Annotated in this window: 22 protein-coding genes; 14 read left to right on the forward strand and 8 right to left on the reverse strand. The window is 56.4% G+C overall.

Translation table 11 applies throughout. The features are described from left to right. Positions 1-464 (reverse strand): chloride channel protein (locus tag TH5_RS22610; protein ID WP_147250169.1); only part of this gene is annotated, 464 nt, incomplete at its 3' end. 326 nt (positions 465-790) lie between these two features. Here TH5_RS22610 and TH5_RS22620 point away from each other — a divergent pair. After that, positions 791-2,035 carry a multidrug effflux MFS transporter gene (locus TH5_RS22620; RefSeq protein ID WP_114123782.1) on the forward strand — a complete coding sequence of 415 codons (1,245 nt, stop codon included), beginning with the start codon at positions 791-793 and terminating at the stop codon, positions 2,033-2,035. A 63-nt stretch (positions 2,036-2,098) separates the two neighbouring features. Here the strand turns inward: TH5_RS22620 and metH are convergent, their stop codons facing one another. The 4 genes from metH to TH5_RS22640 form a co-directional block, all read right to left on the reverse strand. Beyond that, positions 2,099-4,744 carry a methionine synthase gene (metH, locus tag TH5_RS22625; RefSeq protein WP_114123783.1) on the reverse strand — a complete coding sequence of 882 codons (2,646 nt, stop codon included), beginning with the start codon at positions 4,742-4,744 and terminating at the stop codon, positions 2,099-2,101. Between the two features lie 35 nt (positions 4,745-4,779). Continuing rightward, positions 4,780-5,946: a homocysteine S-methyltransferase family protein gene (locus TH5_RS22630; protein WP_244205011.1), complete on the reverse strand. Its 1,167-nt coding sequence runs from the start codon at positions 5,944-5,946 to the stop codon at positions 4,780-4,782. Continuing rightward, a complete protein-coding gene (metF, locus tag TH5_RS22635) occupies positions 5,894-6,796 on the reverse strand; it encodes a methylenetetrahydrofolate reductase (RefSeq protein ID WP_114123784.1) in 903 nt (300 codons plus the stop codon). Before metF ends, TH5_RS22630 begins: the two co-directional genes overlap by 53 nt. 78 nt (positions 6,797-6,874) lie before the next feature. After that, on the reverse strand, positions 6,875-7,852 hold the full coding sequence (locus tag TH5_RS22640; protein ID WP_114123785.1) for an ArsR/SmtB family transcription factor: 978 nt from the start codon (positions 7,850-7,852) through the stop codon (positions 6,875-6,877). Positions 7,853-8,157: 305 nt separating this feature from the next. On the opposite strand from TH5_RS22640, the gene TH5_RS22645 reads away from it, so the two are divergent. Continuing rightward, the gene (locus TH5_RS22645; RefSeq protein WP_231858108.1) at positions 8,158-8,943 is read left to right on the forward strand and encodes an MlaA family lipoprotein; all 786 of its coding nucleotides are present in this window, start codon (positions 8,158-8,160) and stop codon (positions 8,941-8,943) included. A 14-nt stretch (positions 8,944-8,957) separates the two neighbouring features. Then, positions 8,958-9,605 carry an MlaC/ttg2D family ABC transporter substrate-binding protein gene (locus TH5_RS22650; RefSeq protein ID WP_244205012.1) on the forward strand — a complete coding sequence of 216 codons (648 nt, stop codon included), beginning with the start codon at positions 8,958-8,960 and terminating at the stop codon, positions 9,603-9,605. A gap of 133 nt (positions 9,606-9,738) precedes the next feature. Here the strand turns inward: TH5_RS22650 and ettA are convergent, their stop codons facing one another. Beyond that, positions 9,739-11,421: an energy-dependent translational throttle protein EttA gene (gene ettA / locus TH5_RS22655; RefSeq protein ID WP_114123801.1), complete on the reverse strand. Its 1,683-nt coding sequence runs from the start codon at positions 11,419-11,421 to the stop codon at positions 9,739-9,741. 537 nt (positions 11,422-11,958) lie between these two features. Here ettA and TH5_RS22660 point away from each other — a divergent pair. The 8 genes from TH5_RS22660 (at position 11,959) to modC (ending at position 20,053) form a co-directional block, all read left to right on the forward strand. Further along, a complete protein-coding gene (locus TH5_RS22660) occupies positions 11,959-12,216 on the forward strand; it encodes a DUF4212 domain-containing protein (RefSeq protein ID WP_062947798.1) in 258 nt (85 codons plus the stop codon). Between the two features lie 35 nt (positions 12,217-12,251). After that, positions 12,252-14,018: a sodium:solute symporter family protein gene (locus tag TH5_RS22665; RefSeq protein WP_062947800.1), complete on the forward strand. Its 1,767-nt coding sequence runs from the start codon at positions 12,252-12,254 to the stop codon at positions 14,016-14,018. Between the two features lie 114 nt (positions 14,019-14,132). Then, positions 14,133-16,001: a DUF294 nucleotidyltransferase-like domain-containing protein gene (locus TH5_RS22670; RefSeq protein WP_114123787.1), complete on the forward strand. Its 1,869-nt coding sequence runs from the start codon at positions 14,133-14,135 to the stop codon at positions 15,999-16,001. 2 nt (positions 16,002-16,003) lie between these two features. Continuing rightward, on the forward strand, positions 16,004-16,693 hold the full coding sequence (locus TH5_RS22675) for an exonuclease domain-containing protein (protein WP_114123788.1): 690 nt from the start codon (positions 16,004-16,006) through the stop codon (positions 16,691-16,693). A 75-nt stretch (positions 16,694-16,768) separates the two neighbouring features. Further along, a complete protein-coding gene (locus TH5_RS22680; RefSeq protein WP_062960752.1) occupies positions 16,769-17,284 on the forward strand; it encodes a hypothetical protein in 516 nt (171 codons plus the stop codon). Between the two features lie 169 nt (positions 17,285-17,453). Next, positions 17,454-18,242 (forward strand): molybdate ABC transporter substrate-binding protein, encoded by a 789-nt coding sequence (modA, locus tag TH5_RS22685; RefSeq protein WP_114123789.1) that lies wholly within the window; start codon positions 17,454-17,456, stop codon positions 18,240-18,242. 6 nt (positions 18,243-18,248) lie between these two features. Next, positions 18,249-18,941 carry a molybdate ABC transporter permease subunit gene (modB, locus tag TH5_RS22690; RefSeq protein WP_114123790.1) on the forward strand — a complete coding sequence of 231 codons (693 nt, stop codon included), beginning with the start codon at positions 18,249-18,251 and terminating at the stop codon, positions 18,939-18,941. Next, complete coding sequence (gene modC / locus TH5_RS22695) at positions 18,938-20,053, forward strand: molybdenum ABC transporter ATP-binding protein (protein ID WP_114123791.1); 1,116 nt, start codon at positions 18,938-18,940, stop codon at positions 20,051-20,053. The genes modB and modC overlap by 4 nt, the downstream gene beginning before the upstream one ends. Here the strand turns inward: modC and TH5_RS22700 are convergent. Both TH5_RS22700 and TH5_RS22705 read right to left on the reverse strand, forming a co-directional pair. Continuing rightward, on the reverse strand, positions 20,050-20,430 hold the full coding sequence (locus TH5_RS22700) for a winged helix-turn-helix domain-containing protein (protein ID WP_114123792.1): 381 nt from the start codon (positions 20,428-20,430) through the stop codon (positions 20,050-20,052). The genes modC and TH5_RS22700 overlap by 4 nt on opposite strands. Before the next feature lie 66 nt (positions 20,431-20,496). Next, complete coding sequence (locus TH5_RS22705) at positions 20,497-21,444, reverse strand: 2-hydroxyacid dehydrogenase (RefSeq protein ID WP_114123793.1); 948 nt, start codon at positions 21,442-21,444, stop codon at positions 20,497-20,499. A 246-nt stretch (positions 21,445-21,690) separates the two neighbouring features. Between TH5_RS22705 and TH5_RS22710 the strand changes: the two genes are divergently transcribed. Genes TH5_RS22710 through TH5_RS22720 form a run of 3 tightly spaced genes read left to right on the forward strand, consistent with a single transcriptional unit; the run spans position 21,691 to position 26,266 of the window. Beyond that, complete coding sequence (locus tag TH5_RS22710; protein ID WP_114123794.1) at positions 21,691-22,944, forward strand: sarcosine oxidase subunit beta family protein; 1,254 nt, start codon at positions 21,691-21,693, stop codon at positions 22,942-22,944. A gap of 11 nt (positions 22,945-22,955) precedes the next feature. Further along, positions 22,956-23,276 (forward strand): sarcosine oxidase subunit delta, encoded by a 321-nt coding sequence (locus tag TH5_RS22715; protein ID WP_062960758.1) that lies wholly within the window; start codon positions 22,956-22,958, stop codon positions 23,274-23,276. After that, positions 23,273-26,266 (forward strand): sarcosine oxidase subunit alpha, encoded by a 2,994-nt coding sequence (locus tag TH5_RS22720; protein WP_114123795.1) that lies wholly within the window; start codon positions 23,273-23,275, stop codon positions 26,264-26,266. The genes TH5_RS22715 and TH5_RS22720 overlap by 4 nt, the downstream gene beginning before the upstream one ends. Positions 26,267-26,274 lie beyond the last annotated feature (8 nt).

Consider the following 26,274-nt stretch of genomic DNA (forward strand, 5'->3'; position numbering starts at 1 on the left):
AGCCACGCCCCGAACGACGCCCCCATATGGACAACCGGCCCCTCGCGGCCAAGCGACGCACCGGTTCCCAGCGACACCGCGCTGATGAACACCGATTTGATCCCACAGCGTGACGACATGCGCGCATCGTGAAACAGGGCGGCATCAACCACATCGGCCACCCCGTGGGTACGCCGTTCGGGCAAAAACCGGTAAATGAAAACCCCGACAAACAATCCGCCCAGTGTCGGCACCATGATCAAATGCCATGCCGGAAGATGCGCAAGATATTCATGGACCGCTTCCTCGCCCGAACCAAAGGTCAGCAACTGCACAAAAAGGATGCCTTCGCGAAACAGGATGGTCCCGCCCCCGGCCATCGCGCCGACCACAAGCGCCAGGATCGACAGCACAAGCTGCTCGCTTTTGACGATACGTCGCAATTGCCCAAGCAACTGGTTGGATTTGAAAAGCTTTTCGGCCATATCGGGTTACCGGCGGGAACGGGTGAAACAGGAAGCTGTCATATGATCACAAGGTGTTGCGAATAAAAGGTAAAGGTCGGCAAATCCAGTGATATTTGCCGATAGCTGCCCCTTGCCGGATGCAGATGATGACCGCGGGTTACCTCAAATACGTTGCCCAAGCCGGTCAGGTTCGGGCCAAGTCGATGACGCGACGGTGCTTTTTTCAGAAAACCATCATTGATCTTCGAACGGGAAATAACGCATGCTTGACGCCATACAGGTTTCCGAAGCCTGCGGGACTTTCCCCGAATAACAATAAATTCCTTTTTCAGGACTTCCGATAAATGACTGAAAGTCAAAAATCGGGCGCCACCATCGCCCGTCCGCTTCCGGGTTTTGTCGAATTCGTTGTGTTAATGGCTATCACGATTGGTCTGGTTGCGCTTTCGATCGACAATCTTTTACCCGCATTTGGTCCGATCGCCCTGGATTACGGCATCGAAGACGGCAACCGCATGCAGTTGCTGATCTATGTTTTCATGATTGCCTTTGGCCTGATGCAGATTGTCTATGGCCCGCTGGCTGACAGTTTCGGCCGCAAACGCGTTTTGATGCTGGGTCTTTTCATTTATGCCATCGGGACCGTCATGGCGATTTTTGCCGACAGTTACGATCACCTTCTGATCGCGCGTTTCGTTCAGGGGCTTGGTGCGGCGGCTCCGCGCGTCCTGACGATTGCGATCACGCGTGACTGTTTCGAAGGCCGCGAAATGGCCCGCGTCATGTCGTTCGTCATGATGATCTTCATCATCGTGCCGGTCTTTGCCCCGGCATCGGGCAGCCTGATCCTTGCGCTTGCCAACTGGCACATGATTTTTGTCAGCACCCTTGTGCTGGCGATCATTATTGCCGTCTGGTACAGCCTGCGAATGCCCGAAACGTTAAATCCCGAATACCGGCATAAACTGTCACTCAGCCGGATTGCGCGCGATATCAAAACCACCGTCACCACCCGCCAGACACTGGGTTATGCAACGGCGATGGGACTGATGTTTGCCTGTCTGATGGCCTATATCGGATCGGCACAGCAAATTTTCGAAACCGAGGTTTACGGCCTTGGCGTCTGGTTCCCGCTGGTGTTCGGGATGATCGCCGCCTGCATGAGTGTTTCATCCTTCGTCAATGCCCGCCTTGTGCGCAAGATCGGCATGCACAAACTGTCGCAGGGTGGGCTTCTTGTGATGGCAATCAGCAGCCTGATCAATCTGGGCATCGCCTTTGCCTTTGACGGTGCTCCGCCGCTTCCGGTGTTTGGTGTGGGTCTTACAGTCACACTGTTCTGCTTTTCGATGACCATGCCAAACTTCAATTCGCTGGCGATGGAACCGGTTGGCAGGATTGCTGGCACCGCATCCTCGATGATCGGGGTTTACAGCACCCTGATCGGTGTTGTTGCAGGCGGCATCATCGGCCAGCTATTCAATGGTACGGTCATTCCGCTGGTGGGCGGCTATCTGGCTCTTGCCGTGCTGGCCATCATCATTGTCGGCATCACCGAACGCGGGAAGTTTTTCCACGCGACGCATTGATGACCGATCAAATGCAACAAAGCCCCGCAGCCGGAAAGCTGCGGGGCTTTTTGTTTAATGCGATCACGCCTGACGGGGATCGTAATTCAGGTTCGGCGCCAGCCAGCGTTCGGCTTCCGCCAAGGTCATGCCCTTGCGTTCGGCATAGCTTTCGACCTGATCGCGTTCGATCTTGCCAAGACCGAAATATTTGGCTTCGGGATGGGCGAAATAGAACCCGCTGACCGAGGATGACGGGGTCATCGCGCAGCTTTCGGTCAGTTTGACGCCGACATTCTTTTCCGCATCCAGCAACTGCCACAGCGTGCGTTTTTCAGTGTGTTCCGGGCAGGCCGGATATCCCGGTGCCGGACGGATACCGCGATAGTTTTCGGCAATCAGTTCGGCATTCGGCAGGTTCTCATCCGCGGCATAGCCCCAAAGTTCCTTCCGGACCTTTTCATGCATGCGTTCGGCAAAGGCCTCGGCAAAACGGTCGCCAAGGGCCTTGACCAGAATGGCGTTGTAATCGTCATGCTCGGCTTCAAGCTTTTTGGCGATTTCTTCGACTTCCGGCCCGGCGGTGACGACGAAGCCACCGATATAATCGGTTTTACCGGATTCCTTTGGCGCGATGTAATCGGCCAGCGCACGGTTCGGGCGTGAATTGTTTTCACGGAACATCTGCTGGCGAAGCGTGCGCAGCATTACCGGTTCGTTCTGATCGGGTGCCGGGGTGACTTCGATATCGTCCCCCACCGAATTGGCCGGCCAGATACCAACAACCGCACGGGGTTTGAACCATTTTTCATCGACAATGCGTTTGAGCATCGCCTTGGCGTCTTCGTAAAGGCCGCGCGCGGTTTCACCAACTTTCTCGTCGTTCAGAATATCGGGGAAACGGCCATGCAGTTCCCAGGTTTCAAAGAACGGTTTCCAGTCGAACCGTTCAACCAGTTCTGCCAGATCAAAGGTTTCAAACCGGGTAATGCCCGGTTTGACCGGTGCGGGAATATCGTAGGCATCCCAGTCAAGCTGCACCTTGTTGGCGCGCGCATCGGCAATGGCAAAACGCTTTTTCTGCAATTGCTGGGCCGCGTGTTTTTCCGCCATCGCGATATATTCAGCACGGATTTCAGCGGCAAAACGTTCACGGTGGGTTTCAGACACAAGCTGGCTTGCAACCCCCACCGCACGCGATGCGTCAATCACGTAAACCACCGACTTGTTATAGTTCGGGGCGATCTTGACTGCGGTATGGACCTTGGACGTGGTTGCGCCACCGATCAGAAGCGGGATGTTCAATCCTTCGCGCTCCATTTCGGCCGCGACATAGGTCATTTCCTCAAGTGACGGCGTGATCAGGCCCGAAAGACCGATCATGTCGACCTTTTCAGCCTTGGCGGTTTCGATGATTTTCTGGGTCGGCACCATCACGCCAAGGTCAAGGACCTCGAAATTGTTACATTGCAGGACCACGCCCACGATGTTTTTGCCGATGTCATGGACATCGCCCTTTACCGTCGCCAGCAGGATTTTACCGTTGGTTTCACGTACACCGTCCTTTTCTTCCTCGATAAACGGGATCAGATAGGCAACGGCCTTTTTCATCACACGGGCGGATTTGACCACCTGCGGCAGGAACATCTTGCCTGCACCAAACAGGTCCCCAACCACATTCATGCCATCCATCAACGGCCCTTCGATAACGTGAAGGGGTTTGTCGGCCTGTTGGCGGGCTTCTTCGGTGTCTTCTTCGACGAACTCGGCAATACCATTGACCAGTGCATGGGCCAGTCGCTCATTGACCGGCTTTTTGCGCCATTCCAGATCAACCTTTTTCTCTGGCCCGCCCGTGCCCTTGTATTTTTCGGCAATTTCCAGCAAGCGGTCGGTCGCATCCGGACGACGGTTCAGGATGACGTCCTCGACCCGTTCACGCAGTTCAAGCGGGATTTCCTCATAGACCACAAGCTGACCGGCATTGACGATGCCCATATCCATACCGGCCTGCGTTGCATAATACAGGAATACGGAATGCATTGCTTCACGGACCGGGTTATTGCCCCTAAACGAGAAGGAAACGTTGGAAACACCGCCGGAAATCTTGGCGTATGGCAGGCGTTCCTTGATCAGCTTGCAGGCTTCGATGAAATCGACGGCATAATTGTCGTGTTCCTCGATCCCGGTGGCGACCGCAAAGATGTTCGGATCGAAAATGATGTCTTCGGGCGGGAAGCCGACCTTGTCGACCAGCACACGATAGCTGCGTTCGCAAATCTCGATCTTGCGGGTAACCGTATCGGCCTGCCCTTTTTCATCAAAGGCCATCACGACGACAGCGGCACCATAACGGCGCAGAAGACGTGCCTGCTTGATAAAGGGTTCCTCGCCTTCTTTCAGGCTGATCGAGTTGACGATACCCTTGCCCTGAAGACATTTCAGACCGGCTTCGATCACGTTCCATTTGGAACTGTCGATCATGATCGGCACGCGGGCAATATCGGGTTCGGCCGCCAGAAGATTGACGAATTTGACCATCGCCGTTTCGGCATCCAGCATCGCATCATCCATATTGATGTCGATGATCTGCGCGCCGTTTTCGACCTGCTGACGGGCAACCTCAAGGGCTGCGTCGTAATTTTCCTCGACGATCAGGTTTTTGAACTTGATCGATCCTGCGACGTTCGTGCGCTCGCCGATATTGATGAATCTTGAAATGTCACTCATGGGTCTGTTCGATCTCTTTTTTCAGCTTCCCGGCATCAGGCGGCGTTGAACGGCTCAAGGCCCGAAAGGCGCATTTTCGGCTCGATCACAGGCAATTTGCGCGGGGTCGCATTTGCCACCGCATCGGCAATCGCCTTGATATGGGGCGGCGTCGTGCCACAGCACCCACCCAGCAGATTGACCATGCCGGTATCGGCCCATTCTTTGACCAGTGCCGCCATTTCGGCATCCGACTGGTCATATTCGCCAAATTCGTTGGGCAGGCCCGCATTGGGATAAACCGAAACCCGGCATTCGGCAATGCGTGACAGTTCCTGAACATAGGGGCGCAACTGTGCCGCCCCCAATGCGCAGTTAAGCCCGATCGAGAACGGCTTGGCATGACGGACCGAATTGTAAAATGCCTCGGTCGTCTGTCCCGAAAGGGTCCGGCCCGACGCATCGGTGATGGTACCCGAAATCAGAACCGGCACATCTTCACCGCGTTCTTCAAGCACTTCGTCGATGGCAAACAGGGCCGCCTTGGCATTGAGCGTATCGAAAATGGTTTCCACCAGAAGCGCATCCGCCCCGCCATCCAGAAGGCCATTGACGGCTTCCTTATAAGCTTCGCGTAGCTGATCGAAATTGACACCGCGGAAACCCGGATTGTTCACATCGGGCGAAATCGATGCGGTACGGTTGGTCGGACCGATGGCACCATTGACAAAGCGCACATCGCCGGGATGGGCGGCTTCCCATTCATCACAGGCCGCGCGCGCGATTTTCGCACTTTCGTAATTGATCTCGTAGGCAAGGCTTTCCATGCCGTAATCGGCCTGCGCAATTGTCGTCGCACTAAAGGTATTGGTCCCCTGAAGGTCCGCACCCGCGGCAATATATTGCAGATGGATATCCTTGATGATGTCAGGCCGGGTCAGGGACAGCAGATCGTTATTGCCCTTCAGATCCTGTTTCCAGTCGGCAAAGCGTTCGCCGCGATAATCTTCCTCGCTCAGCTTGTGCTTCTGGATCATGGTGCCCATCGCACCATCAAGGATCAGGATTTTGTTTTCGGCCCGTTTACGCAGCAGGGCAATGCGTTCCTTGCGGTCATTCATCATCGTCATCCAGTCGTTTTGATCATGCAGGCTGTTTGGGCGGGTCGGTTCAGGCAGCAGCCTGTGCAACACCGCGAATACCCAGCGCATGACAGATGGCATATGTCAGTTCGGCACGGTTTAGCGTGTAGAAGTGGAAATCGGTAACGCCCTCGGCCATCAGGCCCTCGACCTGTGAAATGGCTTCGTGGAAGGCGACCATGCGGCGTGTATCGGGATCTTCGTCAAGGTCTTCAAACCGCCAATGCAGGCGTTTGGGCACCGATGCCCCGCACATATCGGCAAATTTCAAAAGCGATCCGAAATTGGTCACCGGCAGGATGCCCGGCACAATCGGTGCGGTGATCCCGGCAGCAGCACATTTGTCGCGGAACCGAAGGAAAACCTCGTTATCAAAGAAGAACTGCGTGATCGCACGGTTCGCACCGGCATCGATCTTGTGTTTCAGATATTCGATTTCGAAATCGGCATTGGGGGCATCCGGGTGGGTTTCCGGATAGGCCGAAACCGAAATATCGAAATCCGCAATCCGCTTAAGCCCTTCGACCAGATCAACCGCATAAGGATATCCCCCCGGCGTCGGGACATATTTATCGCCCGCATCGGGCAGATCACCGCGCAGGGCAACAATCGACCGGATACCTTCATCCCAGTAATTGCGCGCAATACCTTCGATTTCTTCCTTGGTATGGCCAACACAGGTCAGGTGAGCCGCCGCCGGAATGCCGGTTTCGCCCTGAATGCGGGTGACGCTGCTGTGCGTACGGTCACGGGTTGATCCGCCTGCCCCGTAGGTTACCGAAACGAAAGACGGGTTTAGCGGTGCCAGACGGTGGATCGAACGCCACATGGTTTCTTCCATCTTTTCCGTTTTCGGCGGAAAGAATTCGAATGAAACCCGCAGATCGCTGCGCGATGTGCCCTGTGGTGCGATGTCGTTTTTAACCGTCATTCTTTTAATCCTGTCTTGTCGTTCCAGTGGAACGGGTCGTTATGCATTATTATTGTTAGCAATGAGCCTGCCGGATTATTACTCGGCAGCCTCGGTATTGTTATTTGCCTGCAATGCCTTTTGCCCCTGCTCCGATGCATGTGCGCTCCAGATCCGCACCGTCAAGGGTTTGCCGGGCAGGCTTATGACATCACCGGGCGAAAGTTCACATGCGCGAAACCACGTATTAATCGCCCCGTCTTCAAAACCAAGCCGACGATGCGCGTGTTCCTCGCGCAGTTCCTCTCGGTCATGGGTTGCGAAATCAACCACCACCAGCTTGCCGTTCGGCGCCAGCACACGGGCGGCTTCGGCAATCGCGGCTTCGGGACGTTCGGCGTAATGCAGCACCTGATGCAGGGTCACAACGTCAAACATCCCTGCTGGATAAGGCAGTTGATACATATCGGCCTGCCGGACGAGACAGTTTGACAGATCGGCACGCTGCAAACGCGCCCGGGCAACCGCCAGCATCTCGCGCGACATATCAACGCCGACACCTTCTTCGGCCGTTTTGCCCAGAAGTTCCAGAATCCGGCCCGTGCCGGTACCGATATCAAGAATCCGGCCCCCGGAAAGATCGCCGATGGCATCAATCAGGGCCTGCTCGACGACCGTTTCATCAATATGAAGCGACCGGATGCGATCCCAGTCATCGGCATTGGCCCGGAAATATTCGCGGGCAATCTGTTCGCGCTGCGCCTTGACCTGCTCCAGCCGGGCACGATCCAGGGCCAGTATTTCATCGCTTTCGGGCAGAAGGGCAAGTACCGGCTGAACCAGTTCCGCACCGGGACCGCTATTTGGGGTGCGATAAAATACCCAGGTGCCTTCACGGAATCGGACAAGCAGCCCGGCTTCGCACAGCAGTTTAAGATGGCGCGACACACGCGGCTGGCTCTGTCCGATGATCTGGGTGATCTCGCTGACGGTCAGTTCGCATTCGGCACAGATCGCCAACAGGCGAAGCCGTGTCGCTTCTGCCGCCGCGCGCAATCTCGCTAGAACCTGTTCCATTTCAGCGCCTCCATTGACCTGAACAAAGACATAAAGATATGTTTATATTTAATCAAGAGCTATTTACCCACCCCAAAGGGGTATGGCAAAAAGGCAACATGCCAAATCCCATTGATCAGGCTCATAATTTTGTGTGCTGGCGTTTAAACTTTCCCTATGCTAACCACATGGATATCTGAGACGTGTGCATCGCACATTCCTGTTTTCTTCGCGGGCAGCAGGTTGGGTAATGTTCTTGAAGTCCCGATTTCAAGGGCGTCTCGGGGTCGGGGAAAGTTTGTATCGAAAATCGTTTGGCAAAAATAATGAAGCTTCGAACTTTGCTTTCGCTGTGCGCTGGTGCATCTCTGTCCATGCTGACAGCATGCGCGTCCACCCAGCCGGCACAGGACACAAGTGACTATGACCCCCTCGAACCGGTAAACCGGGTCGTTCACGGGGTTAATGGTGCCGTTGATTTTATGGTCCTTTACCCCGCCGCCATGTGGTATCGCGACATCGCGCCCCAACCGGTCAAAACCGCCGTCCGCAGCTTTGTGCGCAATATCGGTGAACCGGTCAATGCGCTGAACTCGCTGCTTCAGGGTGACCCTGATCAGGCCGCTGACTCGGTTCAGCGCTTTATCATGAACACCACGATCGGCTTCCTTGGTTTCAATGATGTGGCTGCCGATTTCGGCATCGCCTATCATTCCGAAGATTTCGGCCAGACTCTTGGCCATTACGGCATCGGCGGCGGTCCTTACATCGTCCTGCCGCTGCTTGGTCCGTCGAACCTGCGCGATACCGCCGGTATTGCGGTCGATTATGTAAGCAATCCGCTGACCTGGGGCAGCCGGAACAGTGAGACCCTTGATACGCTCTATCTCGGTTCGCTGGCTCTGACCGCACTCAATGCGCGCTACAGCACGCTAAACCAGCTTAACGAATTGCAACAAACCTCGATTGACTATTATGCTGCTTTGCGTAGCCTCTATCGTCAGCAACGTAACGCCGCCATTCGCAACGGCGCAGAACCTTCTGCACCGGAATTCGAAGACGAAAGCGCTTCTGCCGACTTTGATGACGCGTTTGAAGCAGCAGCAAATTAATGGTTCGGTCGAACATGAAAAGCAGAATTGCGATTCCCGCTTTGGCGGCAGCAATCGTCAGTGTGACCGGCCTTATGGCCGGTCCTGCATTTGCAGGTAACGCGACTTCCGCATCGTCCCATACGGTCGAAGTCGCAGCCAGCCGCAGTGCAACCGACGTCATCAAAACCCTTGCGAGCGAGGCAATTGTCGGCCTGACCGATCAATCGCTTAGCAACGACACCCGCCGGCAGAACTTTGTCGCGCTGATGGATCGTTACTTCGCAATGGATGTAATTTCCCGGTTTGTGCTGGGGCGCTACTGGCGCTCCATCTCCGAGGAAGAACTCAGCGAGTTCGCCGATCTCCTGCAGGACTATCTGGCCCTTAACTATGCCAGCCAGTTCAAGGATTTCAATGGCGAGCAGTTTGTTGTCGGCGACGAGAAACAACAGAACAAGGATACGTTCGTCAACTCGCAGTTCGTCCGCCCGGACGGCCCGCCGGTGTCGATCGTCTGGCGTCTGCGCGAATTCGGTGATGAATATAAAATCATTGATGTGACCGTCGAAGGCCTGAGCATGGGCATCACCCAGCGCGACGAATTTACCGCTGTCATCCAGCAAAATGGTGGCGAGGTTTCCGCCCTGACAGAAAACCTGCGGGCGAAAGTCGGAAAATAATTCCGTCGCAACCGGAACAGAAATCAAAAGCCACCGGCGGTGATTTGCCGGTGGCTTTTTTCATGCTTGCGGCCCGAATGCCAACCCAAGATGCCCGCAAAGAAAAGGCCGCCCGATGGGCGGCCTTTTGTCATTAACCGCGGGTCAGCGGCTTGTATTTGATGCGATGCGGACGATCCGCCGCGTCGCCATAGCGGCGTTTGTAATCCGCTTCGTATTCCTGATAGTTGCCTTCGAACCATTCGACATGCGAATTGCCCTCATAGGCCAGAATGTGGGTCGCGATACGGTCAAGGAAGAAACGATCGTGCGAGATGACCACGGCACAACCGGCAAATTCCAGCAGACCTTCTTCAAGCGCACGTAGCGTATCGACATCAAGATCGTTGGTCGGTTCGTCAAGCAGCAGAACGTTCGCGCCCGATTTCAGCATCTTGGCAAGGTGAACGCGGTTACGTTCACCACCTGAAAGCTGACCGACTTTCTTCTGCTGGTCGGCCCCCTTGAACGCGAACTGCGATACGTAGGCACGCGAGCTCATCGGACGTTTGCCCAGAAGGATTTCGTCCAGCCCGTCGGAAACTTCCTGCCAAACGGTTTTGTTCGGATCAAGCGAGTCACGCGACTGATCGACATAGCCCATCTTGACCGTTTCACCGATCTTGAGCGTACCGGCATCCGGTTTATCACTGCCGGTCAGCATCTTGAACAAAGTGGTTTTACCCGCACCGTTCGGACCGATCACACCAACGATGCCACCCGGCGGCAGACGGAAATGCAGATCATCAAACAGAAGCTTGTCACCAAATGCCTTGGTCAGACCTTCGGCCGTGATCACCTCGTTCCCAAGGCGTTCGGCAATCGGAATAACAATCTTGGTTGAATCCGGAACCGCCTTGGCGGCTTCGGCAACGAGATCGTCATAGGCACGAACACGGGCCTTGGATTTTGCCTGACGGCCTTTCGGATTCTGACGGATCCAGTCCAGTTCCGATGCAAGCTGCTTCTGACGGCTGCCCTCCTGACGGGCTTCCTGTTCCAGACGCTTCTGTTTCTGTTCGAGCCAGGATGAATAGTTGCCTTCGTACGGGATGCCCTGACCGCGGTCGAGTTCGAGAATCCAGCCGGTAACGTTATCGAGGAAGTAACGATCGTGGGTGACCAGAATGACAGTACCCTGATAATCTTCAAGGTGACGTTCCAGCCACGCAACCGATTCCGCATCCAGATGGTTGGTCGGTTCGTCAAGCAGCAGGATATCAGGCTTTGCCAGCAACAGACGGCAAAGCGCAACGCGGCGGCGCTCACCGCCCGAAAGCTTGCTTACGTCGGAATCCTTGGGCGGGCAGCGCAGCGCGTCCATGGCGATATCAAGCGTCCGCTCAAGGTCCCAGCCATTGGCCGCATCAATGCGTTCCTGCAATTCGCCCTGCTCGGCGAGGAGATTGTTCATCTCGTCGTCGGTCATCGGCTCGCCAAACGCCATGCTGATTTCGTTAAAGCGCGCCAGATCGTCAACAATCTGACCACAGCCTTCCATAACGTTACCCAGAACGTCCTTTGCCGGGTTCAGTTGCGGTTCCTGTTCAAGGTAACCGACGCGGACACCTTCGGCAGGCCAGGCTTCACCTGAAAAATCCTTCTCGATGCCGGCCATGATTTTAAGCAGGGTCGATTTACCGGCACCGTTGTTCCCGAGAACACCGATTTTCACACCCGGCAGGAAGGACAGCGTGATGCCTTTGAAAAGTTCACGACCACCCGGAAGGATCTTGGTCAGGTCCTTCATGACGTAAATATACTGGTAGGATGCCATTAAATTCCCCATCCAAAATGTGAGAAATCCCGGACCATGCCGGGACATGCGGATCATCGCATTGCGACCATCCAAAAGCGTTGCCCGTTTGTAACCGACCGGCCTCTTACAAACAATGACAAACAACGGCAATCACCGTGATGCGCTTTGAATGCGCATCGATGGAAACGACGCGGGCCAAAACGCGTCGCAAAACACCCCGTCCGGGGCAAAATCAACCGTTAATAATGCAGAATCAAACAAATATGCGCGTATTTCGATTAAAAACAGCATGCCATTGTGCAGCGCCGAACAATGTCGAAAAAATGGCGGATTTTATGGGTTTTTTCAGTGTTTCCAGCAGGTTGGGGAACGCAGGAGCCCTAATATATACGACTAATGATTAGCTTCTGGCGCATTCTGAAAACTGTTATCGAATTTGTTGGCAATGGTGTGTGCAGACGCCACCACTGCATCAAAAGCAGGCGGACCGGGACAAAAAAGAACTCAATAACCGGTCGGCAGGGAAGTTTTCATTTTCTAGGAAGGAGACGCGCTATGGATGAGCAAAGCGCAGCCTACTGGAAGCGAAACGTAAAACTGGTGACCACTTTGCTGATCATCTGGTTTGTCGTTTCCTACGGTTTCGGCATCTTGTTTGTCGATGCGATGAACAGCATCAAGATTGCGGGCTTTGAGCTCGGATTCTGGTTTGCCCAGCAAGGGTCCATTTACGTCTTTGTCGCGTTGATTTTCGTCTACGTGAGCAAGATGAACAAACTGGACCGTGAATTCGACGTTCACGAAGACGACTGACGTCAACAAAGTTCCGGATCCGGGGAGACAGACAAATGGATCTTACTACCCTTACCTATATTGTCGTCGGTCTGAGTTTCGCGCTGTATATCGGCATCGCGATCTGGGCCAAGGCAAGCACCACCGGCGAGTTTTATGTCGCTGGCAAGGGCGTTAACCCGGTCGTCAACGGTATGGCGACCGCCGCAGACTGGATGTCTGCTGCATCCTTCATTTCAATGGCCGGCCTGATTGCCTTCCTTGGCTATGGCGGCTCGGTTTACCTGATGGGCTGGACCGGCGGCTACTGCCTGCTGGCAATGCTTCTGGCACCTTACCTGCGTAAGTACGGCAAATTCACCGTGCCGGAATTCATCGGCGACCGTTACTATTCCAAAGCAGCACGTATCGTTGCCGTTATCTGCCTGATCTTCATCTCGTTCACCTATGTTGCAGGCCAGATGCGCGGTGTTGGTATCGTGTTCTCGCGCTTCCTCGAAGTCGAAATCCTGACCGGCCTGATCGTCGGCATGGGCATCGTCTTCATCTATGCCGTTCTTGGCGGCATGAAGGGCATCACCTACACCCAGGTGGCACAGTATTGCGTGCTGATCATTGCCTATACCATTCCGGCAATCTTCATCGCCTTCCAGCTTACCGGCAATCCGCTGCCGCAGCTGGCATTCGGTTCCACGGTTAACGGCACGGGCGATTACATGCTCGACCGCCTGAACCAGATCGTGACCGAACTGGGCTTCCTTGAATATACCACCACCAGCAAATCGACGATCGACATCTTCTGCATCACCCTTGCACTGATGGTCGGTACGGCAGGTCTGCCGCACGTTATCGTCCGCTTCTTCACGGTCCCGAAAGTCCGCGATGCGCGTTCTTCGGCCGGTTGGGCACTGGTCTTCATCGCGATCCTTTACACCACTGCCCCGGCAGTTGGCGCAATGGCTCGCCTGAACCTGACTGAAACCGTCCAGATCGGCGCAGTTGGCGATCCGGAAGGCAACCTTAAAGTCGAAGATCGTCCGGACTGGATGAGCCGTTGGGAAGCCACCGGCCTTCTGAAATTCGAAGACAAGAACGGCGATGGTCGTATCCAGTATTATAACGATGCCAACAAGGACTTTGCCGCCAAAGCAGCCGAATATGGCTGGGCCGGTAACGAACTTAAAGTTGACAACGACATCATGGTTCTGGCCAACCCTGAAATCGCACAGCTTCCGAACTGGGTGATTGCCCTTGTCGCTGCCGGTGGTATTGCCGCCGCACTGTCAACGGCAGCCGGTCTGTTGCTTGTGATTTCGTCGGGTATCTCGCATGACCTTCTGAAAGGCACATTGACGCCGGATATGACAGAAGGACAGGAACTGATGGCCGGTCGTATCGCAGCAGCCGTTGCGATCCTGATTGCCGGTTATCTGGGATACAATCCGCCCGGCTTCGTGGCACAGGTGGTGGCCTTTGCCTTCGGTCTGGCTGCCGCGTCGCTGTTCCCGGTTATCATCATGGGGATCTTCTCCAAGAAGGTTAACCGTGAAGGTGCGATTGCCGGGATGCTTGTCGGCCTGGTCTTCACCATGGGCTATATCATGTCCTACAAGGGCATCTTTATCCCGGTGCTGATCGAAAACGTTCCGGCAAACTGGCTGTTCGGCATTTCGCCGGAGGGCATCGGTGTTGTTGGTATGATCCTGAACTTCCTCGTTGCTTTCGGCGTGTCGAAAGTTACGGCGGAACCGCCGGCACATATCCAGCACATGATTGAAGATATCCGCGTTCCGAAAGGAGCCGGTGGCGCCGTTGACCACTAATCGGTCGACTGGTTTGCAAGAAACCTGTTGCTGGCCCCCGGAAGTTCTTCCGGGGGCCTTTTCTTTTGCCTCGAAGTCGGGCAACAATGCACCACGACAGGGAGGAATGGTCATATGAGTCTGGAACTAAAAGAAATCAGCGATTTCCTCAAACAGCATCACCCGTTCGATCTGTTGCCAGACGACGTGATCGAGGCGTTGCCAAAGCGCCTTACCGCGCGCTATTTCCGCAAAGGCACCAAAGTCCTCTCACCTGAACAGCAATGCCTGCATCTGCATATTATCCGGACGGGCGGAACCGAAACACGCGATCCCGATGGCCAGCTTCTTGCCCGCCTTGGCGAAGGTGAATGTTTCGGCGTACGCGCGATGTTCCGCAATGGCAAGGCCGCCAACAACATCACCATGCTCGAGGACAGCCTTGTCTATCTGCTGCCCGAAAAGGATTTCCACGATCTGGCGGGGAAATACCCGCAGTTCAATTACTTCTTTGAACAGATGGGCGGTGCCCGCCTTCGCAGCGGCATGCAGTTGCTTGAAAAGCGTGATGATGATCAGCTTAAACTGATGTCCATCCGGGTATCCGACCTGATCGCGCGGGACCTTGTCAGCATCGATATCGGTGCATCGATTCTCGAAGCAGGCAAGCTTATGAGCAGCGAACGGGTTTCCTGCCTGCTGATCACGCAAAACGGGGACGAGGTCGCCGGTATCATGACCGACCGCGACCTGCGCAACCGCGTTGTTGCCGAAGCCCGGTCCTTTGACGAGCCGGTGACCAACATCATGACCCCGAACCCGATCAGCATCGGGCCGGACGATTATGCCTTTGACGCGCTTCTGACCATGACGCGCAACAATGTCCGTCACCTTCCGGTGATGAAGGATGGCAAGGCAATCGGCGTGATTACCACCAACAACCTGCTGGCGCGCCAATCGCTTTCCGCCGTCCATATGGTCGGCCGCATCCGCAAGATGACCAGACCTGCAGACATGGCAAAGGTCATTGCGCAAATCCCCGAACTGCTCAGCAACCTGATCGAAGCCGGTGCAACATCGCGCAATGCGGGGCATATCGTCACCACCCTTTCGGATGCGGCAACATCGCGCCTGCTGCAACTGGCCGAGGAAAAATTTGGCCCGCCGCCTGTCCCCTATGTCTGGATGGCAGGTGGATCGCAGGGGCGGCAGGAACAGACCGCCCTTTCGGATCAGGATAACTGCCTGATCCTTGATGACGCCTATGATCCCGAACAGCACGGCGACTATTTCAAATCACTGGCCGATTTTGTCTGTGATGGCCTTGATACCGTCGGCTATATCTATTGCCCCGGCGAGATGATGGCGAAAACGGACGAATGGCGTCAGCCTGTCCGTGTATGGCAGCAATATTTCAACAAATGGATCGAACAGCCGGAGCCAAAGGCCCTGATGCTGTGCTCCGTCTGGTTTGACCTGCGGGTGATCCATGGTACGCGATCGATCTTTGAAGACCTGCATCGGATGATTGTCACCAAGGCAAAGGGCAACCGCATTTTCCTGGCCTATATGGTTGGCAATGCCCTGACCCATCATGTGCCGCTTGGCTTCTTTAAGAACTTTGTCATGATCCGTGGCGGTGAACATGACCGCACGCTCGATATGAAACATAACGGCGTGGTGCCGATTGTGGATATTGCACGCATCCACGCGCTTGCGAACGGCATTGACGTGGTCAATACCTATGAACGGCTCGAGGCCGCGATGGCCTTCCCGTCGATCAGCAAACAGGGGGCATCCGACCTTCTGGATGCGTTTGAATTCATCAGCATCACGCGCCTGAAACATCAGGTCCGGCAAATTCGTGACGGCGACCGCCCCGATAACTTCCTGCATCCCGAAAGCCTGTCGGCATTTGAACGCACCCATCTGAAAGATGCATTTTCGGTGATCAAGAATTTACAGGCCGCCCTTGAAAGCGCCTTTGGCAAAAGCGGGACATAACAATGGGCCTGCGTCAGAAAATCATCGATAGCGACTTTTACCGCCAGATGGTCCAGCGTCGGGCAACCGGGCCGCTTCGCGCCTATTACGATATCCCCGCCGCCGATCCCGATACGCCGGTCCGCGATGTCGAATTTGTCGCCCTTGATCTGGAAACCACCGGCCTTGATCCGAAACAGGATGAAATCGTTTCGATTGGCCTTGTGATCATTCGCCGCCTTGAAGTCGATTTTTCAAGCTGCCAGCATCTTCTGGTGCGCCCCAAAAAGGAACTCAGCGAAAGCTCGGTGATCGTGCATCGCATTTTCGATACCGATGTCGAACAGGCACCCGATATCGAAATCGCGCTGGCCCATATCCTGCCGATTCTGGCCGGTCGGGTTCTGGTGGCTCATCACGCACCGATTGAACTGGGCTTTCTTGGTCATGCCTGCAAACGTTACTTTGGCGCACCTTTGCAAATGCCGACCGTCGATACACTGGTACTGGCCCTTCGCGATCTGCACCGGCAGGGGCAACCGATGAAGCCCGGTGCACTGAAACTGGAAACACTACGCCATACCCACAACCTGCCGCCGTATCGCATTCACAATGCCCTTTCCGATGCGATTGCCGCATCCGGGCTGTTTCTGGCACAGATTGCCAAGCGTGATCCGAAAGGTGAACTTGAGCTTCGCCGCGTGCTGCGCTAATCCGTTATCAGGGGAAACGGGAACACCCGCCAGACTGATCAAGTCATAACAATAAATCAGGGGACTTCGCGCCGGATGTATGTGTTTATTCTGACGACCGTTGTGGTCGGTTTTGCCTGTGCCGGTGTCGTCATGCTGCTGTTTCGCCTGTGGGGGCGGAAGGCACCGAAATATGTCATTCCATTTGTCGCGGCAATCGGCATGTTTGCCTACATGATCTGGGACGAATATAGCTGGTTTGATCGCTATTCGTCACGCCTGCCGGGACAGATCAGCATCGTGCAGACTTTTGCCGACGAAAATCCGTTTGCACCCTGGACGCTGATTTCGGCACCGGTTAACCGCTTTACCGCCATCGACAGCGAAAAGATTGTCGTTAATCCGGATAACCCCGATCAGAAACGGGTCACCACCCTGCTGCTAAAAAAGGGTGCCGAAACGCTCGCCCTTACCCATCTGGTGGAGTGCGGTGCAAACAGGCGCGGATATATCACCGCCCAAACCGAACTGGACGCCAACGGTTTCCCGACCGGAATTGATGAATGGTTCGCCATGAATGACGACGATCCGTTGCGATCGGTCTGCAACTGAACCGGACATTCCAACCATGCAAGACAGGGATCGGCATTGCCGGTCCTTTCTTTCTGGCGATCCCGACCGGTTTCGTCCTGACGATGCAGGTGGTTGACGCCCCGCTATATTTCATGAAATATAGCGGGGATTGTTGCCCCTTCCCAACCCCATCAGCACGGTTTTGCCCATGCGCCATCTGATCCGAACCGGCCTTGCTTCCCTGTTCCTTCTGGCTGCCGCAACCACCGCCCGCGCCCAGGAGATCACGGTCTTTGCCGCCGCCAGCCTCACCGACGCCATGACGCAGGTCGCGCAAAGCTATGCCACGGCAACCGGTGACACATTGCAGCTATCCTTCGCCAGTTCATCGACACTGGCCCGTCAGATCGCGGCAGGTGCCCCGGCTGATCTCTATATTTCAGCCAATCAGAAATGGATGACCTGGCTTGCCGATCAGGACCTGATTGCCGCCAACAGCCGCCATGATCTTCTGGCCAATGCGCTTGTCCTGATTGCACCCGCTGACAGTAACCTTGCCCCGATCACGATCAATTCCCAAACCGATCTGACCAAACTGATCGGTGACGAGGACCGCATTGCCGTTGGCGATCCGGACCATGTCCCGGCGGGGATTTACGCCAGACAGGCACTTGAAAACCTTGGTCAGTGGGATGCCATCGAACCAAGGCTGGCGCGTGCTGACAATGTGCGTGCAGCATTGGCGCTGGTGGAACGGGGCGAGGCACCGCTTGGCATCGTTTACGCCACCGATGCCGCCATCGCGACCGATGTCAAAATCATCGCCACCTTCCCCGAAAACAGCCATCCGGCCATTACCTATCCGGTTGCCATCACCACCGGGCAAGCAAACCCCGCCGCGGTAAAATTGCTGGCGTGGCTTTTGGGGGATGACGCGGGCACCATTTTTGCGGAATATGGCTTCAACCGCCCGGCAACCAGTCCGAAGACACAATAACAAACCATGATCACACTCACCGAAGCCGAGATCGAAGCCCTGCTGCTTAGCCTGCGCATTTCCGGCGTGGCGGTGATATGTGCCCTGCCCTTTGCCATTCTGGCCGCTTCCCTTCTCGCGCAGGCACGCTTTCCCGGCAGGATTTTAATCGATGCGCTGGTGCACCTGCCCCTGATCCTGCCGCCGGTTGTGATGGGCTATCTGCTGCTGATCAGTTTTGGCACCCGCGCACCGCTTGGTGCATGGTTGCTGGAAACATTTGATATCCGCCTGATTTTCAGCTGGACCGGGGCGGCACTGGCCGCGGGGATCGTCAGCTTCCCGTTTCAGGTTCGCGCCATCAGGCTGGCACTGGAAAATATCGATCCCGGCCTTTATCACGCCGCCGAAACGCTGGGTGCGGGGCCGGTCGACCGGTTCTTCAGCCTGACATTGCCGCTGGCCCTGCCCGGTATCATTGCCGGGGCGATTACCGCCTTTGCCGCAAGCCTTGGCGAATTTGGTGCCATCATCACATTTGTGTCGAACGTTCCGGGTGAAACACGCACCCTGCCGCTTGCGATCTATACCGCGATCCAGACACCGGGCGGCGAACTGGCCGCCGCACGCCTTGCGGCCATTTCCATTGGACTTGCCCTGATCGGGCTTCTGCTTTCGGAATTTGCCATGCGCCATATTCGCAAAAGGGCCCGCGCATGAGCATTTCCGTCGATATCCGCCACAAGATCGGCAAGCTGGACCTGAATGCGCAGTTCGACATTGCCGAACCCGGCATTACCGCCCTTTTTGGCCCGTCGGGCAGCGGTAAAACCACCATCATCAATGCGATTGCCGGGTTGCTGCGCCCGGATCGGGGGCGGATCACCATCCATGACCGCCCTGTATTTGACAGGACACAACGGATCAATCTGGCACCGCGCAGGCGCCGGGTTGGCTATGTATTTCAGGATGCCAGACTGTTCCCGCATCTGAGTGTCGCGGCCAACCTGTTCTTTGGCCATAAACGCAGCGACCGGCCAATGACCAAGGCCGCCTGTGATGATGTCATCGGGATGCTCGGTATTGGCAGTTTGCTATCGCGCCGCCCCAACCTTCTTTCCGGCGGCGAGAAACAGCGCGTATCACTCGGCCGGGCATTGCTGGGAAATCCGGAAATCCTGCTGCTGGACGAACCGCTCTCCGCCCTTGATCAGGGCCGCAAGAACGAGATCATCCCCTATCTGGAAAATCTGCGCGACGCGCGGCAATTGCCGATCCTTTATGTCAGTCACGCGATTGATGAAGTCGCCCGTCTGGCCGATCATATGGTGGTGATGGAAGGCGGCAAAACGCTTGCCAGCGGATCGGTGTTTGACATGCTGGGTCGAACCGACCTTGCCCCGCTTGCCGGGCAGTTCGATACCGGAACCGTGCTGCCCACCACGGTCAAAAGCCGCGACCCGCAGGGTGTCATAAGCTTCCTTGACTGCGCCGGGCAACGATTTGTCGTGCCCTTCCTTGGCAAGAAATCCGGAAGCCCGGTGCGCCTGCATATCCGTGCACGCGATGTGATGATTGCCCAGACAGCCCCGACCGGGATCAGCGCCAATAACGTCCTGCCGGTAACGATCCGCGACATCGCCGATAATGGCGGTGATACGCTGGATATCACGCTGGGCCTTGGTCATGACGATACCGGTGAAAGCCGCACAATCCATGCCCGCATCACCCAATGGTCGGCAACACGTCTGAAACTTGCCATCGGGCAAAGGGTCTTCGCTGTGATCAAATCGGTCACGGTCGACGGGCATTTGCGCGCCGACGATCTTTAAGCCCCGTCTTCGGTCGGCGGGGACGGATCGCCCGCCAGTTCATCGGCAAGCCTGCGTAGCTGGTCGGCCAGGGCTTCGTCCGCACGGGTTTGCGCATCGTCGTAAATCGCAATGATCCGCATCCCCGTCCCGGTCAGGCTGGCCCCGCCACGGCCTGCACCCCCCATCCGGGTTTCAACGACCGGGCTGGCAAAGCTTCTGTTCAATTCTTCAAGCAGCATCCACGCCCGGCGATAGGACATGCCCATCGACCGCGCCGCCGCCGAAATCGACTGTTCACGATCAATCGCGCGCAGCAGATCAATCTTGCCATAGCCAAGGCGAACCCCATCGGGCAATTCGATTTTAAGCCGGATTTTAAGGTCGGTTTTGCTCATGACGGACAATCTAGCGCCTTGGTCACATGCGCGCTACTGCCAACCGCGAAACGGGTACCAATACAATCAGTTAACCGGGCTCACCAGCGTCCCGTCGGCAAACCACTGCGCCAGATTATCGACCACCATCTGCGCCATCGCATCGCGGGTTTCGACCGTGCCGCTGGCGTTATGGGGATACAGCACGACATTCTCAAACTCGGCAAAGGCACGGTCCATATGCGGCTCATTATGGAACACATCCAGCCCCGCCCCGGCAATCACGCCATCCCGAAGTGCCGCAATCAGGGCCGGTTCATCAATCACCGAACCACGTGCGATATTGATGACAAAACCGCGCGGGCCAAGCGCCTTCAAAACGTCGGCATTGATGATCCCCTGTGTCGCCGCCCCGCCGGGGCAGGAAATCATCAAAACATCCGCCCAGTTCGCAAGCCCGATCAGATCGGCCTCATAGTGATAATCGACCGGTTTTTTGGATCGTCCGAAATAACCGATTTCCATGCCAATCGGCTCCGCCCGCGCGGCAATCGCCTGCCCGATCCGGCCAAGCCCGACAATGCCAAGCTTCTTGCCCCGTGCGGTTGTGGTTAACGGCATCGCCCCCTTTTCCGACCATTGACCGCTGCGCGCCCAATGGTCACCAACAACCAGCCGCCGAAGCGTCGCCAGCAGCAGCATGATCGCGGTATCGGCCACATCGTCATTCAAAACATCGGGCGTATTGGAAACGCGAATGCCGCGCGCGGTACAGGCCGCAATATCAATTGCATCATAACCGACCCCGAAACTTGTAATGACCCTAAGGTTCGGCAGCTTCCCGATCAGCTCCGTCGGCACCCCGACCCCGGCGGTCGAAACAAGGGCTGCAATCCTGTCTGCCACATTGGCCAGAAACGCATCCTTGTCCGTCGCCTGATCCCAGCGATGCAGTTCGTATTTCGCAGCAAGTTCTTCCATATGACGCGGCCGGATGGCCGAAACGACGAGGATATGTTTATCAGATCGGGACATTGGGGCTTCTCCGTTGGTGGCGGGAGGCATCAGACTAGCGGCATGCCACTTGTAAAACAAGAGAACAGGACAATTAACAGGACAGCGCACATACCGCCCTGAACTTGCCACCTGCCGCTGTGCCATTGCACACTACCTGCCCGGATGGCGAATATGTACAACAGATATGACGCAAATATCCAATCGCGACGTCGCAAATTCACATCTAATCGTGCAAAATCATGACACTTGGTGGAGCCGCTTCTCATGACGCATTTTTCTGCTTTGTCGCTGTTAAAGAATGCTCTTACAGGACAAAAGAACTGGCAGGCGCAATGGCCCGACAGCCAACCGAAGGCAGAATATGACGTCGTCATTGTCGGTGCTGGCGGTCACGGGCTTGGCGCGGCTTACTATCTGGCCAAGGAACACGGCATTACCAATGTCGCCGTGATCGACAAGGGCTGGCTGGGTGGCGGTAATACCGGGCGTAACACCACGATTATCCGGTCAAACTATCTTTATGATGAAAGTGCGCGGCTTTATGACCATGCGGTTGATCTTTGGGAAGGACTTAGCCAGGACCTGAATTACAACGTCATGTTTTCGCGCCGCGGCGTTCTGATGCTGGCGCATAATGTTCATGACGTTCAATCCTTCCAGCGCCACATCCATTCCAACCGCCTGAACGGTGTCGATAACCGCTGGCTGACGCCCGAGGAAGCCAAGGAATTCTGTCCGCCGCTTAATATTTCACCCAACGCACGCTATCCGGTCGTCGGTGCCGCCCTTCAGATGCGTGCCGGAACCGCCCGCCACGATGCGGTTGCGTGGGGCTATGCGCGCGGGGCATCACAGCGCGGTGTCGACATCATCCAGAACTGCCCGGTCACCGCGATCCGCCGCGGGCCGGATGGCGCGGTCGAAGGCGTTGAAACCGCCAAGGGCTTTATCCGTGCGAAAAAGGTCGCGGTTTCGGCTGCCGGTCACACCAGTGTCGTTATGGAAACCGCCGGTGTGCGCATGCCGCTTGAAAGCTATCCGCTGCAGGCACTGGTGTCCGAACCGGTCAAGCCGATCTTCCCCTGTGTCGTCATGTCCAACACCGTGCATGCCTATATCAGCCAGTCGGACAAGGGCGAACTCGTGATCGGATCGGGCACCGATCAATATACCAGCTATTCGCAACGTGGCGGCCTGCCGCTGATCGAACATACGGTTGCCGCGATCTGCGAGATTTTCCCGATCTTCAACCGCATGCGGATGTTGCGCAAATGGGGCGGTATTGTTGACGTGACCCCGGATCGCTCCCCGATCCTTGGCATGACCCCCGTCCCCGGCCTTTACGTCAATTGCGGCTGGGGCACGGGCGGGTTCAAGGCCACACCGGGGGCTGCCCATACGCTTGCATGGACGGTTGCCAAAGGCACCCCGCATGACATCAACGCCCCCTTCACGCTGGACCGTTTCCGGACCGGCCGTCTGATTGACGAAGCGGCCGCAGCCGCCGTCGCACACTGAGGAGAACGAACATGCTTCTCATCCATTGCCCCTATTGCGATGAAACGCTGCCGGAACTGGAATTCACCTATGGCGGCGAAGCCCATATCGCGCGTCCGGAAAATCCGGCGGACAAAACCGATGATGAATGGCGTGATTTCCTGTTCATCCGCACCAATGTCAAAGGCCCGCATTTCGAACGCTGGCGTCATGCCCATGGTTGCGGCCGGTTCTTTAACGCCGTGCGCGATACCGTCTCGGACCGGTTCCTGACGACATACAAGGCGGGCGAACCGCGCCCTGATCTTGCTGTTTTGCTTGAAGATGCCGCAAAGAAGGAGCCTTCGAAATGACCGCTTTCCGTGTTCCGGGGCGTGGCCGGGTCCTTCACAATCGGCCGGTTTCATTCACCTTTGACGGTGACACCTATCAAGGGCTGGAGGGCGACACGGTCGCATCTGCCCTGATCGCCAATGGCGTCCACCTGATGGGCCGTTCGTTCAAATATCATCGTCCGCGGGGCCCGATTGCCGCAGGGTCGGAAGAACCGAACGCCCTGATCGGAACGCGCCGTGGCAAGGGCCGGTTTGAGCCCAACACGCGTGCAACCGTGCAGGAAATCTGGAACGGGCTTGAAACCAACAGCCAGAACAAATATCCCAGCCTCAAATTTGATATCGGCGCGATCAACGACCGCCTTTACATGCTGTTTTCCGCCGGGTTCTATTACAAGACCTTCATGTGGCCGCGGTCCTTCTGGGACAAGGTTTACGAGCCCTTCATCCGGGCGGCTGCCGGTCTTGGCGTATCGCCGACCGAACCCGATCCTGACAATTACGCATCACGTTATCTGCATACAGATGTTCTGGTTGTTGGGGCCGGTCCTGCCGGTCTTGCCGCCGCACGTGCCGCAGCAGAAGCCGGACTGCGCGTAACGCTGGTCGATGAAAACGCCGAACCGGGCGGAACGCTGTTAAGCGAACCACAGGCAAAAATTGATGGCAAACCGGCATGGGATTGGCTGGAATCCGAGATTGATGCCCTTATTGACCTTGGCGTGCGGATCATGACCCGCACCACAGCGATTGGCTATTACCATCAGAACATGATCGGCCTGTGCCAGAAACTGACCGATCATCTCGAAAAACCGGCCGCCAGCACCCCGCGGGAACGCATGTGGCGGGTGCGCGCCAAACAGGTCATTCTGGCACAAGGCGCGCTTGAAAAACCGCTGGTATTTGATGGCAATGATCGTCCGGGCGTGATGCTGGCCGGATCGGCGCAAACCTACCTGAACCGCTATGGCGTGCGTGTCGGAAACAATACCGTCGTCGTCACCAGCCATGACAGCGCATGGTATGCGGCCTTTGATCTGGCATCGGCCGGAACAAGGATCGAGGCCATTGTCGATACCCGCCCGGCCCCGAATGCTGACCTTGTCAAACAGGCCGCCGCACGCGGGATCACGGTCTTTGCCGGTTATACCGCAACCGGCACGTCCGGTCGCCTGCGCATCAAATCAGTGCGGATCAACAAGGTTGATAATGGCCGGGTTATGGCCGCCCAGACATTGGCTTGCGACAGCCTTCTGGTTTGCGGCGGCTGGACCCCGTCGCTCCATCTGTTTTCCCATACCAAGGGGACGCTGAAATGGGATGACCAAAGCCAGACCTTCCTGCCCGACCGCATTACCGAAGATTGCCAGATCGCCGGTGCCGGGCGTGGGCTTTGGGGGATCGAAGCCGCCCTTAATGACGGGTTCGCGATGGGCGCTGCGGCGGTCAAGGCGCTTGGCAAAACCGCAAATATCAAAACGCTTTCGGTTGCCGATGACCGCCCTGGTTCGGGTACCAGCCACACCGAACTTCCGACCGACCTTGACGCTGGCAAGGCCCGCGCCTTTGTCGATTATCAGAACGATGTGACCGCCAAGGATCTGCGTCTTGCCGTACGCGAAGGCATGCGCTCGATCGAACATGTCAAACGCTACACCACCAATGGCATGGCCACCGATCAGGGCAAGATGTCAAACATCAACGGCCTGAACATTGCCGCCGATGCACTTGGCAAGAAACAGCCCGAAGTCGGCCTGACCACGTTCCGCCCGCCCTATACCCCGACGACTTTCGGGGCGTTTGTCGGCTATCACAAGGGGGATCATTTCGAAGTCACCCGCAAAACCCCCATCGATAGCTGGGCCGAGGAAAACCGTGCCGTGTTCGAACCGGTCAGCCTGTGGCGTCGCGCATGGTATTTCCCCAAGGACGGCGAAGACATGGACGCCGCCGTGCGTCGCGAATGCCGCGAAACGCGCAAATCGCTTGGCATGTTTGACGCATCCACCCTTGGCAAGATCGAGGTGGTCGGCCCCGATGCGGTTGAATTCATGAACCGCATGTATACCAACCCCTGGACCAAACTTGCCCCCGGTCGCACCCGTTATGGTCTTTTGCTTGGCGATGATGGCTATATCCGCGATGACGGCGTGATTGGCCGCCTGAGTGATGACCGCTTCCACATCACCACCACCACCGGCGGTGCGGCGCGTGTCCTGAACATGATGGAAGATTACCTTCAGACGGAATGGCCGGATCTCAAAGTCTGGCTGACCTCGACCACCGAACAATGGGCGACCATTGCGCTCAATGGTCCGAATGCGCGCAATCTTCTGGCCCCGTTTGTCGAGGGGCTTGATATTTCCGACGAAGCCTTCCCGCATATGTCGATTGCCGAATGCTCGGTTGCCGGTTTCCCGGCCCGCCTGTTCCGCGTCAGCTTCACGGGCGAACTTGGATTTGAGGTCAATGTCCCCGCCCGTCATGGTCGCGCCCTTTGGGAAACGCTGTTCGCGGCGGGTCAGAAATACGATATCTGCCCCTATGGCACCGAAACCATGCATGTCCTGCGTGCCGAAAAGGGCTTCATCATTGTCGGTCAGGATACCGACGGGACGGTGACGCCTTATGACGCGGGTGCCGGATGGGCGGTTGGCAAAAACAAGCCCGACTTTGTCGGCATGCGGGCCCTTAACCGGCCGGACCTGACGGCAGAAGGCCGCAAGCAACTGGTCGGGCTTCTGACCGATGATGGCGTATCCAAACTTGAGGAAGGCGCGCAGATTGTCCTTGATCCGAACCAACCGATCCCGATGAAGATGGTGGGTCACGTAACATCGTCCTATCACAGCGACGCGGCAGGTCGCCCGATTGCCCTTGCCCTGATCGAAGGCGGCCACGGCAAGACCGGCGAAACGGTTTATATCCCGATGCCGGACCGGACGATCAGGGCCACCATCACCGGCACGGTCTTTTACGACCCCGAAAATGCGCGTCTCAAACTTTAAATTCTGAG

The organism is Thalassospira xianhensis MCCC 1A02616 (assembly GCF_003326475.1).
Taxonomy (GTDB): Bacteria; Pseudomonadota; Alphaproteobacteria; order Rhodospirillales; family Thalassospiraceae; genus Thalassospira; species Thalassospira xianhensis.